Raw genomic sequence first — 12,585 nt, 5'->3', positions numbered from 1 at the left:
GAAATAGCCAGGATTATTTTTGAAACTCATCACCCAAGTAATATTGTCGCACCAAGGGGTTGTTGTAAAGTTCTTCCGCACTACCCGATGCCAAAATTTGCCCATCTCGCATGATATAGGCGCGATCGGTGATGGCTAGAGTTTCGCGGACATTATGATCTGTAATTAAAACGCCAATTTCGCGATCGCGCAACCGGGCAATGATTTTCTGGATCTCAGACACCGCAATCGGATCAACCCCAGCAAAAGGTTCATCCAAGAATAAAAACTTGGGTCCTTCTACGCCTGAAGCTAACGCTCTTGCCAATTCGGTGCGACGACGTTCACCCCCAGACACCCGCCTCCCAATCGTATTCGCTGCTTTTTCCAAGCCAAACTCTTCGATCAAGGTTCGTAACCGCCAGCGCCATTCTTGACGCGGTACACCCGTTTGCTCTAGCACCAGTCGCAGATTATCTCGAACAGTCAGATTCCGAAAGATACTAGGTTCTTGCGCCAAATAGCCAATCCCAAAACGCGCCCGCTGATGCATTGGCTGCTTGGTGATGTCATTATCATCTAACCATACTGTTCCTTGATTGGGTTTTTCCAGACCAATAGCAATATAAAATGTGGTCGTTTTTCCCGCACCATTTGGACCGAGTAGCCCCACAACTTCTCCTTGTGCCACCGATAGATTGACGCGGTTAACGATAGACTTTTTGTTATAGGATTTATGAATATTCTCTAAAGCGATTTTCAAGAATAGCTACCTCAGTTAAGGAGTTGTGTAATGTGTACAGACGTGCCATGGCACATCTGTAGGGGCGGGTTGGACTATTATCGTTTCCTTTTCACCCAGATGTAACTAAACCCGCCCCGATTAGTGTTCAGTTGAAGGGTACTGACTGGTAAGCTGTCATGCATTTAAATTGGGTATTAGTAGCGAGCAAGATGCAAAGCCTGCGGCATGGCTTCGCTTAACGCACTACAAGGATTTCGTCATTATTGACATTAAGGTTTAAATGCCGAACAGCTTATGCTGGTGGGTTGAGCGAAGTCGAAACCCACCCTACGATATCTCAAGGGTTTCGGCGCTAACGAATGACGAATGACGAATGACAAATGACAAATAACAATTATGGATCACTCACTGGAGTTTTGAACACAGGTTTTGGATTAAACGGAGGAGTTACAGGCGGCGCGACAGGTTGAGTTGGAGCTTCTGGATCAGACACAATGTAGATCGATTCAACCTGTTGTTCAGTTTTCGGTAGAGCAACAAAACGCCCTTCATCAATTAAATAGGTAATCGTTTCACCACGCAGACTATTACCTTGCTGCAAAACATAAACATTCCCCGTGAGAACAATACGCCGTTCTCGACTAAAATATTGAGCTTGAGCCGCCGTTGCCTGAATTTGGCGAGCCGGATAATCAATTTGTACATTCCCCCGCGCTGTGACAACACCGGTTTGGGAATTGGCTTCTTGAACATCTGCCCGAACCGTGATGGCACGTCCATCCCCAGTTTGGGCTTGGGCATCTTTGAGGGGAGTCGGAAGCGCGATTGCTCCCATGAGGCTAATTGGCAGTATCAGCGCTATGCCTAGACGCCGCTTCAGGTTAGCCATGTCGGATAAGCAGGACTTCATGAGTTCAGGGGTAAGTAACGCCAAAGTTTGCAATCTTGCTGTGGGTAGTGTACGCCAAATTTTCCGGGAAAGCCTAGCGGTTCTCCTGACTCGAAGACACCAGGCTGCTTATAGAGGCGATTGGTCAACTCTGTTGACGAGTCAGCACTTGCCAATGTTTCTCCTCTTTAGCGTGTTGTACTACCCACATTTATGATATCGCCTGCGTTGGTGCGATCGCGGTTGCGATTCTACTAACAGGGTTGATTCAGGATTGAGCTACACTAATTTAATATGAAAAATCGGCTACAGTTCGTTCCCCTGACTTAGTTGACAATAGATTGCTTAAGCCTTTGCCGTTTAGTATTGTAGTCTTTAGCCAGCGATGACAACTCAGCCTCGCGATCGCCAAGATTCACCCTCACCGTCTCTTGAAGCGTCTTCACCCGTAGCTAATGTGCTACAGTTCCCCCAGACAGAGCCAACCTTTTACTACTTTGCCTATGGCTCCTGCATGTGTCCTGTAGATTTAAAGCGATCGCTCGGTGAAAATACTCATGCTTTCGTCCTAGGCTCAGCCGTTCTCAACGGATATAGACTGGGATTTAACCGCAAATCAGCACGGCGTAACTGTGGTGTACTTGATATCGTACCCGATACGAAGGCAACGGTTGAAGGCGTCTTATACCGCTTACCTGAGCGATTTAGTGATCCTCTTGATCACCGGGAAGAAGTACCCCGTGGTGGCTATCGACGAGAAACCATAGAAGTGTCTTGTCAAGGACGAATCTATCACAATGTCCGGACTTATGTGGTTGTGGAAAAATTAGCCGAAGAATTAGCACCAAACGATTGGTATTTTAATGTTGTGCTGCGTGGGGCTATTACTTGTGGGTTAAGCGAATCCTACTGCTGGCAACTCTTTAACCACATGCACCAGCTTCAACAGCGTCACTGGCAAACCCAATCCTTACGTTCCGCGTAGTCAGCACCTCCGACAAGAATCGGGTGATTGTGCGTTATATCATCCCTCCCCTCTGACTCCCCTCTGACTCCCCTCTCCCAAGGTTGGGAGAGGGGCTGGGGGTGAGGGCTGTCATTGGTGTCAACTTAAGGTGAAAAGCTCGGTTGAGCAAGGGTGTAGGGGATCGGGTGTCGGGTGTCAATTGTCTGTTGGAAGCTAAAAAACCTAACACCTATCACTAATCCTATAAAAAAAGAGACACTTTCCCATCAAAATGCTACCGTTTTTAGATAGACGTACCATTCCTACGTCTGGAACAGCGCACTAATAGGGAAATCCCACCGTGATTATCCTTCCGGGTTACCAGATTCTCTCCAAAATATACGAAAGCTCTAATTCTATAGTCTATCGGGGAATCCGACAGGTCGATACTCAACCTGTTATTCTGAAACTTCTCCAACCCGACTATCCTACGTCTGAAGAACTTAGTCGCTATAAAACTGAATACGAAATTACTCATAACTGGCAACTGGCGGGTGTCATTCACGCCTACGACTTACTCACTTATCAGAATAGGTTGGTGATCATATTTGAAGACATTGGTGGAGAATCATTAAACGTATTACTCAATACAATAAAATTTTCACTGTCCGATATCCTGAACATTGCGATTAAGATTACAGAAGGCTTAGGTCAACTCCACGCCGTCAATATAATTCATAAAGATATTAATCCATCAAATATTATTTTCAATCCAGCAACGGAACAACTCAAAATCATTGATTTTGGTATTGCAGTTCGCGTATCCAGCGAAAATCATTCGCTCAAACAATCGCCTAGTGTAGAGGGAACCTTAGCCTATTTATCACCAGAGCAAACTGGACGGATGGATTGTCCTCTAGATTACCGCACGGATTTTTATTCCTTAGGTGTCACTCTTTATGAATTATTAACCCATCATCTTCCTTTCGATAAAGATGAACCCATGGAGTTGATTTATTGCCATCTGGCTCAACAGCCTCTCCCCCCTCATGTAACGTTGCAGTCAAATAGTGTTGAGGAAAAGGATAAGGGCGCTGGAGAAGGTGGGGACGAGGAGGAATTAACGCTAAACAAAGTTTGTCCTCAAGCCATTTCCAATATTGTCATGAAACTATTGGAAAAAATACCGCAAAAGCGATATCAAAGTGCTGTAGGACTCAAGGCAGATTTAGAGTATTGTTTAGACCAATTAAAAACAACTGGCAAAATCAAAGAATTTACTCTTGGATGTCACGATTTGGGGAAAATATTGCAAATTCCCCAAAAACTTTATGGTCGAGAACGTGAAATCCAAGCACTCCTCGCCGCTTTCTTTCGCATCGCCTGTTACCCGAAGGGGCAGGGGGCAATGAATCTCTCAAAAGGGTTGAGTGAAATCATTTTGATTACGGGTGATGCTGGTGTAGGTAAGTCCGCTTTAATCCAGCAAATTCGTCCATCGATTATCCAGGAAAGCAGTTATTTTATTAGGGGAAAATTTGACCAATTTCAACGCAATATTCCTTATTCAGCCCTGGTTAATGCCTTCTCTAAATTAATCCGAAAAATTCTAACTGAAAGTGAAGCCCAACTTAGGCAATGGAAAAAAATATTACTGGAAACCTTGGGTCGCAATGGACAGATTATTATCCAGGTCATTCCAGAAATTGAACTGATTATTGGCACTCAGCCAGAAGTGCCTAAATTGGGATTAGCCGAATCCCAAAATCGCTTCCATTTAGTATTTCAAGCCTTTATGCGGGTTTTCTGTCAACCTGAACATCCTTTAGTCATTTTTTTAGATGATTTACAATGGGCTGATGCGGCTACCCTAAAGTTGCTGGAATTTATTTTGACAGATGACCCAATCCACCATCTATTCCTCATTGGTGCGTATCGAGACAATGAAGTTGAAGCTAATCATGCTTTAATGATTAGCTTCGATAAAATTTGTAGTCTTGGCGTTATTCTTAACCAAATTATCTTAACCCCCCTGAACCGGGAACACGTTATTGAGTTAATCTCTGAAACTTTACACAGAGATGCTCAAGCTGTTACTGATTTAGCAGAACTCATAGTGCGTAAAACCGCCGGAAATCCTTTTTTTATTAAAGAATTTATCAAAACCCTCGCCCAAGAAAATCTGATTTTCTTTAGTTCTTCCACCAACGAAGGTTCTGGTCAGTGGACTTGGGATATCGACCGGATTGAAGAAACGGCGATTACAGATAACGTGGTGGAGTTGATGATTAGCAAGTTAAAAAAGCTTCCGGAAAGCACTCAACATGTTTTAAGTTTAGCCGCTTGTATCGGAAATCATTTTCAACTCGATTTACTTGCTAAAATTCATGAGAAAATTCCGGATCAAACCTGGGATGATTTATATCCAGCCATTCAGTTAGGATTAATTGAACCCCAGGCAAAAAAATCGCAAAACTATTTTCATTTAATTCAATATTATAAGTTTTCGCACGATCGCGTACAACAAGCGGTTGATGCTTTAATGGATAAAGTAACAAAAGAAACCGTTCACTGGTGTATTGGTCGGCTGTTGCTTGCCCAGCTATCCCCCTATCAAAAATATGAGCGAATTTTTGATATTGTTGATCATCTCAATTGGAAAGGTTACGCGATTACCACCCCTCACGAACGACTTGAATTAACGCGGTTAAACTTAGCGGCTGCCAAAAAAGCGAAGTCAGCAACGGCTTATACTGCCGCTAGAGATTATCTAAACTACGGACTATTAACCTTAAGTGAAACAAGCTGGACTGACCAGTATTCATTAACTTTAAAACTTCATAAGGAATTCGCTGAAGTTGAATATCTGAATGGTGACTTTGAATCATCACAGCATTTAATTCATCAGAGTTTAATTCAAGCTAAATCCGTTGTAGAACAGGCTGAACTGTATAACCTGCTTATTGTTCAGCATACCATGCTAGCCAACTATGAAGAAGCTATTCAAGTTGGACGCCAAGCCCTCAAAAAAATCGGCATCGATTTTCCCGACACTAATGTAAAAAGCGGCTTAAATACTGAATTATCCGACTTAAAACGGAATTTAGGAAATCGGCATATTGCCAGTCTAATTGATTTACCCTACATGACTGATACGGCGACAAAAGCGGCAGTTAATCTACTATTAAGCCTTGATCCGCCCACGTATTTCTTTGATCAAGATAGTTATGCCTGGATTACCGTAAAACTCGTCAATTTATCCCTACAATATGGCAATGCTCCTGAATCAGCCAAAGGTTACTCTAATTATGGATTACTCCTGGGTTCCCTTTGGGGAGATTATCAGTCTGGGTATGCCTTTGGTGTACTGGCTTGTCAACTGAGCAAAACCTTTAATCATCCAATTTATATCAGTCGCACCCATCATTTCTTGGCGACATTTTTGAATTCCTGGATCAAGCCGATTCAATGTGCTGAGTCGATTAATCATGAAGCTTATCAGGCGGGAATGGAAGCGGGGGATTTTCAATATGTTGGCTATATCTTAAACAATCAATTTCATAATGCCTTCAATCAAGGCTCAAGCTTAACTGATATCCTTACCCAAGCTGATACATTTTTGCACTTTAGCCGCAAAACTCAAAATCAATGGGTAACAGATATGATTTTAGCCTGTAAACTGCCTATTTGGAATTTATGTGGACGAACGGAAGCGAAAGAGGTATTTGATACGGATGAGATGAGTGAAGCTAATTATTTAGCCACCTGCCAGACTTATCAGACGTTTGGTGGTCTTTGTACATTTTACAGTATTAAAGCCTGGGTTCTCTATCTTTACAATCAACCGGAAGCAGCACTTAATTGGATTAAATCAGCCGAAAAATACCTGCCCTTTATTCGTGGTCTATTTACCCAAGCTGAACATAATTTTTATAGATCCCTGATTCTAACTGCACTCTATCCTCAGGCGGCGGAAAGTCAACAAGCTGATTATTGGCAAACATTGATTATTGCTCAAGCTCAGATGAAAAGTTGGGCAGACAATTGCCCAGAAAACTTTCGGCATAACTATGTATTAATTAATGCAGAAATGGCGCGGCTTTCTGGTCAAACGGAAAAAGCGATGGACTTTTATGATCAAGCCATTGATTTAGCCAAAACCAATGGGTTTATTCACCATGAGGCTTTAGCCAATGAATTAGCCGCAAAGTTTTGGTGGAGTAAAGGTAAGGTGAAGTTTGCTCAACTCTATATGCAAAAAGCACGCTGGGGCTATCAACATTGGGGTGCCAAGCGAAAGGTTGAAGATTTAGAGAAGACTTATCCTGGCTTATTTACCGACGCCTTAACCTCGGTTAATATCAAAGATACACTTACCAATTCAAATACGGACTCAGTTTCGGGGAGTCATCTTGCCGCTGTGCTAGACTTGACCACGATTATTAAAACATTCCAAGTGCTTTCCAGTGAAATTGCCCTGGATAAATTGCTGATTAGCTTAATGAAGCTGTTAATCGAAAATGCTGGGGCGACACAAGGCGTTCTACTATTGGATTGGCAGGGACAGTTACGGATTGAAGCAACGTGTCGGGGAGATTTGGATAGTATTGCTGTCTTGCAATCAATTCCCTTAGAAACCAGCCAAGATATTCCCACCACGATTATCCATTATGTCAGCCGGACGCAAGATATTTTAGTCTTAAATGATGCCACATCTGAGGATAGATTTATTACCGATGCCTATATTCAGCACAATCAACCCAAATCTATCGTCTGTGCGCCACTGCTCAACCAAGGACAATTGATTGGACTGTTTTATCTAGAAAATAATTTAGCGATCGCGGCATTTACGCCCGAACGAGTTGAACTCTTAAATCTAATATCAGCCCAAGCCGCGATTTCGATTAAAAATGCTCGTCTGTGGCAAAAACAAGCGGAACTTAATCATTCCTTAGAGGCGGAAATTGCCGAACGCAAACGCACAGAAACCGCTTTGCGTAAAAGTGAGGGACTTTATCGAACCCTGACGCAAAACTTTCCGAATGGTAGTGTTTTATTATTTGATCGAGAGTTACGCTTCTTGTTAGCAGAAGGGGAGGGGGTAAGGGCTAGCGGCTTTGAGCCGGAACAGTTAAAAGGAAAAACTATTACAGATGTCTTATCACCCGATGTTTGTCAAATAATCGAACCCCTGTATCGGTCAGCGTTAGCCGGAGAAACGAATGTATCGGAAATGATATTTGCCGATCGCACCCATCAAGTGTATACGCTTCCGGTGAAAAATGAGCAAGGTGAAATTTTTGCCGGAATGGTAATGTCCCAAGATATCACCCTGCAAAAACAAGCGGAACATATCTTACAAAATGCCCGAGAAGAATTAGAACGGCGAGTCGAAGAACGCACCCAAGCCTTAAGCGCCATGAATAACGTCTTACAGACGGAAATTGCTGAACGTCGCGAGGCGGAAACAAAACTTAAAGAACTCACCCAGGAACTCCAACGATCGAATCAAGAATTAGAACAGTTTGCCTATATAGCGTCCCACGATTTACAAGAACCCTTACGCGCTGTGGCAAGTTATACCCAACTGTTGCAACAAGACTACCTGGATCAACTCGATGAATCCGCCCAAGACTATATGGCATTTATCATTGATGGTGCAACCCGAATGCGCCAGTTGATTCAAGCCTTGCTGATGTATTCTCGCCTAGGGACTCGTCCCCCCGAAGGAAAACCCACAGATTGTAATGTCATCCTACATCAGGTGACGGAGAATTTACAGGTGGCGATCGCAGAAAGCCAAGCCACGATTACCTACGATTCCCTCCCCACGGTTCAGGCTGATCCCACTCAAGTGATCCAACTGTTTCAAAATCTCATCGCCAACGCGATCAAATTCTGCCGCGATCGCCCCCCTCACATCCAGATTGAGGCACAATTGACAGAGAATGCATGGCTGTTTCAGGTAAAGGATAATGGAATTGGGATTAAACCCAAATACCTCGACCGTATCTTTGTCATCTTCAAACGTCTCCATACCCGGCGCGAGTTTTCGGGTACAGGTATCGGTTTAGCCGTTTGTAAGAAAATTGTCGAACGCCACGGTGGACGGATTTGGGTGGAATCTCAACCTGGAGTCGGTAGCACATTTTTCTTGACCCTTCCCTGTTTGATATCCCCTGATGAACAGCCGTTATAGATTCAGACCCATTGAAATTTTACTGGTGGAAGATTCCCCCAGTGACGCGAATCTGATCCAGATCAGCTTTAAGCAAGCTAAAATTGCCAACAACCTACATTGGGTGGAAGATGGGGAAACAGCCCTAGACTACTTACTCCAGCAAGGAGATTATGCGAACAGCCCCCGTCCGGATTTGATTGTGTTGGATTTGAATTTGCCGGGAATGGATGGTCAAGAAGTATTAACCTCGGTCAAATCACACCCCACGCTCAAACGGATTCCAGTGATCGTTCTCACAACTTCAGAGGATGAAGAGGATATACTCAAGTCTTATGAACTTAATGCCAACTGCTATATTACCAAACCTATCGATATTCAACAGTTTATGCGAATGGTTCAGCTATTGGAAGAATTTTGGTTAGCGGCGGTTCAATTGCCCTCGGAGTGATACCAGTCCTATGGACAAACACCTAATTCATGTCCTATTAGTGGAGGATAGCCCTAGTGATGCTCGCTTGCAGCGTCATCGATTTTCACGTTTAGACCCAAAAGAATGGCAATTGCATCATGTTGAACGACTCGCTGATGCGATTGAGAGTTGTACAAATCTCCCCATTGATGTAGTGTTGTTAGACCTGAATCTTCCTGATACTGATGGCTTAGAAACCGTTACCGAATTCCGAGAGGCGATTCCCCATCTGCCCATTGTTGTGTTAACGGGAGCCAATGACGAAGAATTAGCCCTAGGAGCAATGGCGCATGGAGCGCAAGATTATTTACTTAAGGATGATATTACCATTCCCTTATTGGTGAAAACGATTCGTTACGGGATTGAACGGGGACAAATTCTCAAAAAACTCCAGGATAGTGAACGACGTTTTCGGGGAATTTTTAATCAAACCTTTCAATCGATGATGTTGCTGACTCCAGAAGGGCTGATTGTGGATATCAATGAAACGGCATTAAATGCGAGTGGCTATCAATTAGATGATTTACTCGGTTTGCCCGTATGGAAACTGGAGTGTTGGAATCACTGCCCCTCTATACAGGAGTGGTTGAAAGCGGCGATTAAAAAGGCGGCTAATGGTGATTTGGTGCGACAGGATGTTCAGTTTCGCAAACAGGAAAGCATCATGATTCGCATGGATTTCTCCCTTAAACCGTTAAAAGATGAAGCTGGAAAAGTGGTTTTACTGATTGCTGAAGGACGAGATATTCATGAATAAGGCTGTCCGTAAGTAGGTGGATATTTTGGTGACTCCCTGAGATTAGTTCAATGTTTCCCTACACCCTATACCCAGTAGTACCTTCAAGTCCCGTGTCACCCCCTCAGCTTTTTAGGCACTAAAGTGCCTACTACAAACCTACTCCAAACTGATAAAATTCAACAAGGCGTGGGCGAGTTCAAGTTTGCTGCACGGTTGAACCGACTCCTGGCGTCCCTGTTTATCGATGAAAATAGCTTGATTGGTATCGCTGGCAAATCCAACATTCGGCTGATCAATCGGATTGGCGGCGATCGCGTCTAAATTCTTGGCGTTTAATTTTTCTAACGCAGGCTTGACAATATTGCCAGTTTGTGCTGCAAAGCCGATTAATTGTTGATGAGTTTGTTTACGCTGTCCTAACTCTGCCAAAATATCCGGTACAGGTTCTAAAGCTAAGGCAGTGGGAAGCTGGGCTTTGGGTAATTTCTCTGAGGTATGATCAGCAGGTTTGACATCGGCGACGGCGGCTGCCATGATTACCAAATCCGCTTCGGAGAAATAAGATAACATGACCTGACGCATTTCAGCAGCACTGACGACTGAAATTGCCTGAATATCGGGGGGAATGGGTTCGGTTAGAGGCGCATGAACTAACACCACTTTGGCACCGCGATGCTTGGCGGCTTGTGCCAATGCCAATCCCATTTTACCTGTAGAAGGGTTGCCAATGAAGCGCACGGGGTCTAAATGTTCTCTGGTGCCACCTGTACTAATTAATACCTGTTTGCCGAGTAAATTCCGCTTACCACCTGTATATAACACTGAATAAATAGCAGCGAGAATCTCGGAGGGTTCTGCCAAGCGCCCTGCACCAATGCGATCGCACGCCAATCGTCCGGCACCGGGTCCCACCGTATGATATCTGGGATCGCTCAAAACTTGCTGCCAATTCCGTTGTACTGCCTGCTGTTCCCCCATATCCGTGTTCATCGCTGGGGCAAGGAGTACGGGACAATGGGAGGCGAGAACGGTATTGGTTAATAAATTATCCGCTAAACCGTGAGCTAATTTGCCCAACGTGTTGGCGGTAAGAGGGGCAATCACGAATAAATCAGCCCATTCACCCAACTCGATATGAACCGGGCGATTATGAATCGGTTGCCAAAATAGGCGATCAGTATACGCCTGATGGCGCGAGAGGGTGGAAATAGTCAGGGGGGTGATAAATTCTTGAGCCGCCTGGGTGAGAATCACCCGAACTTGCACCCCAGCCTGAAACAGGGTGGAAATCACCTGACAAACTTTATAGGCGGCGATACCACCGCCTATACCTATCAATACTCGCCGCGACTCATTCACGCTTCATCATACGCTTCTAGGTCTAGCAAGTAGAGGTAGGGTTCTGCCAACTCCGGACGTTGGAAGGCTAGCGCCCGCAGCACATGCCAGTCATCTAGTCCCGCAAACGCATTTTCATATTCGTCCTGTTCTAAACGTCCTGCTAATTCAGCAACATCCTGTTTCGTGAAAGCCGACAAATCACGCTGGGACATGGTTAACGTTGCCATTGTTCACGCCTCTCTTGAATCGGATTGATGTACATTGCACAGAGCGCTATTACCGCCGCGTTTCTATTATCGCCATTCAAGGACAGAACTGGGGACTTTTTTTGTTAAGGTTCTGGTAAGATTCTTCGGTTTGAGTCATGAATCCTTAACCATGAATTAACCCTAGAGAAATAAACATCTCCAGGGTCAATTCTTATCTTGCGATCGGAGCGGCGGGATTTGAACCCACGACCCCCACTACCCCAAAGTGGTGCGCTACCAAGCTGCGCTACGCCCCGTGAAACCTTTCCTAGGTTATCATAGGATTTATCATTTATGCAAGCGGGTCGCCCCTACACACAAAGGCGGATTTGGTATCAAAAGACTCTTAGAGACTGAGCCGCTTGCAGTAAACCGGGAACAGCTTGGGCTTGCCAACTCCCCTCACAACGACGTTCCTGGTTCAAAATAAAGCGTAGTGTATAGGCAGACGGATAGCCTTCTACTTCCATCCAGAGCAAGTCACTTTCGGCTTCACAGGTGATTTTCTCCTCATCAACTAACTCATCAGCGATGTTTTCAATGGCTTGAGCAAGCTGTGCTAACAATCGACAAAAATCGTCTAACTCCGCCTGAGTCAGCTCAATTGCCCACTCATCTGTACCCACTAACCCCTGATAATGAGTTGCCTGAGGATTCCAACCTAGACGCCAACCTGATCCAGTTTTGACAATTCGTTCTGTGGTCATTGGTCATTCTTTTCCAACCAATCTCGGATTACTATCCAGGAAGGATTGGAACTCTCTAGAACTGGATTGGGGGAATGGTTCATGGTTACTCGATCATGAGTTTACTCACTGTTTTAACTCAGCCAGTAAGTTGTATCATTGGTGTTTGCTTCGGATGAGTCCAATATTCACAAAACGTAATATCCTCATCTGAAGCATTATTAGTTCCTTGGCGAATCTCGAATCATCTGAATTGTATAAGGAAATACACCCACCAATAGGGCAAAGGCTTCGTCAGGTATTTTGGCAATTGTTTCAGCATCAAAAAAGCCCTCAAACTGACTCAGAATCTTCTGGGCACG

General features: G+C 44.4%; 9 protein-coding genes and 1 tRNA gene. 4 read left to right on the top strand and 6 right to left on the bottom strand.

Annotated elements, in window-relative coordinates:
- Nucleotides 1–13: 13 nt before the first annotated feature.
- Both lptB and RID53_RS32085 read right to left on the bottom strand, forming a co-directional pair.
- Nucleotides 14–742 (bottom strand): LPS export ABC transporter ATP-binding protein, encoded by a 729-nt coding sequence (lptB, locus tag RID53_RS32090; protein WP_446391952.1) that lies wholly within the window; start codon nt 740–742, stop codon nt 14–16.
- 376 nt (nt 743–1,118) lie between these two features.
- A complete protein-coding gene (locus RID53_RS32085) occupies nt 1,119–1,634 on the bottom strand; it encodes an LptA/OstA family protein (protein WP_446391963.1) in 516 nt (171 codons plus the stop codon).
- Nucleotides 1,635–1,998: 364 nt separating this feature from the next.
- On the opposite strand from RID53_RS32085, the gene RID53_RS32080 reads away from it, so the two are divergent.
- From RID53_RS32080 to RID53_RS32065, 4 genes are all read left to right on the top strand, one after another.
- Nucleotides 1,999–2,598 (top strand): gamma-glutamylcyclotransferase, encoded by a 600-nt coding sequence (locus tag RID53_RS32080; protein WP_446391951.1) that lies wholly within the window; start codon nt 1,999–2,001, stop codon nt 2,596–2,598.
- A gap of 322 nt (nt 2,599–2,920) precedes the next feature.
- Nucleotides 2,921–8,758, top strand: a complete 5,838-nt coding sequence (locus tag RID53_RS32075; protein ID WP_446391950.1) for a protein kinase domain-containing protein — start codon at nt 2,921–2,923, stop codon at nt 8,756–8,758.
- Nucleotides 8,742–9,188: a response regulator gene (locus RID53_RS32070; protein ID WP_446391949.1), complete on the top strand. Its 447-nt coding sequence runs from the start codon at nt 8,742–8,744 to the stop codon at nt 9,186–9,188. Before RID53_RS32075 ends, RID53_RS32070 begins: the two co-directional genes overlap by 17 nt.
- Nucleotides 9,189–9,198: 10 nt before the next feature.
- Nucleotides 9,199–9,966 (top strand): response regulator, encoded by a 768-nt coding sequence (locus RID53_RS32065; RefSeq protein ID WP_446391948.1) that lies wholly within the window; start codon nt 9,199–9,201, stop codon nt 9,964–9,966.
- Nucleotides 9,967–10,104: 138 nt separating this feature from the next.
- On the opposite strand, the gene coaBC is transcribed toward RID53_RS32065, so the two are convergent.
- From coaBC to RID53_RS32045, 4 genes are all read right to left on the bottom strand, one after another.
- Complete coding sequence (gene coaBC / locus RID53_RS32060; RefSeq protein ID WP_446391947.1) at nt 10,105–11,307, bottom strand: bifunctional phosphopantothenoylcysteine decarboxylase/phosphopantothenate--cysteine ligase CoaBC; 1,203 nt, start codon at nt 11,305–11,307, stop codon at nt 10,105–10,107.
- Entirely contained in the window at nt 11,304–11,516 is a 213-nt protein-coding gene (gene isiD / locus RID53_RS32055) for a protein IsiD (RefSeq protein ID WP_446391946.1), read from the bottom strand. The genes coaBC and isiD overlap by 4 nt, the downstream gene beginning before the upstream one ends.
- 204 nt (nt 11,517–11,720) lie before the next feature.
- Nucleotides 11,721–11,794: transfer RNA gene (locus RID53_RS32050), tRNA-Pro, on the bottom strand.
- Between the two features lie 78 nt (nt 11,795–11,872).
- Nucleotides 11,873–12,244: a DUF1818 family protein gene (locus tag RID53_RS32045; protein ID WP_446391945.1), complete on the bottom strand. Its 372-nt coding sequence runs from the start codon at nt 12,242–12,244 to the stop codon at nt 11,873–11,875.
- Between the last annotated feature and the right edge of the window lie 341 nt (nt 12,245–12,585).

The organism is Coleofasciculus sp. B1-GNL1-01 (assembly GCF_040220235.1).
Taxonomy (GTDB): domain Bacteria; phylum Cyanobacteriota; class Cyanobacteriia; order Cyanobacteriales; family Coleofasciculaceae; genus Coleofasciculus.
Note: the sequence above shows the minus strand (reverse complement) of the source record. Positions and strands in the feature narration are given on the sequence as shown.